Source organism: Pseudomonas defluvii (assembly GCF_001695625.1).
GTDB classification, from domain to species: Bacteria; Pseudomonadota; Gammaproteobacteria; order Pseudomonadales; family Pseudomonadaceae; genus Aquipseudomonas; species Aquipseudomonas defluvii.
On the sequence record NZ_MBPN01000327.1, the window covers coordinates 1 to 485 of the forward strand.

A 485-nucleotide genomic window follows, 5' to 3' on the forward strand; every position below is an offset into this window, starting at 1 on the left:
GGCATTACCATTTCAACGCCTTCTGGCAGCTCGCAGTTACCAGTCACGTCAGTAGTACGGAAGTAGAACTGTGGACGGTAGCCTTTGAAGAACGGAGTATGACGGCCGCCTTCTTCCTTGCTCAGAACGTAAACTTCTGCGGTGAACTTGGTGTGCGGCTTAACCGAACCTGGCTTAACCAGAACCTGACCACGCTCAACGTCGTCACGCTTGGTACCACGCAGCAGAACGCCGCAGTTCTCGCCAGCACGACCTTCGTCCAGCAGCTTGCGGAACATCTCAACACCGGTGCAGGTGGTGGTGGTGGTGTCACGCAGACCAACGATTTCCAGAGCGTCTTGAACGCGGACGATACCACGCTCGATACGACCGGTAACAACAGTACCACGACCAGAGATCGAGAATACGTCTTCGATTGGCATCAGGAACGGCTTGTCGATAGCGCGCTCTGGCTCTGGGATGTAGCTGTCCAGAGTTTCAACCAG

The 485-nt window shown here is 55.3% G+C and carries 1 protein-coding gene; it reads right to left on the minus strand.

The genetic code is table 11. From position 1 onward, the window contains the following. Positions 1–485, minus strand: a 485-nt coding sequence (locus tag EKA13_RS27565; RefSeq protein WP_245704448.1) for an EF-Tu C-terminal domain-related protein, incomplete at both ends; no start/stop codon positions are given.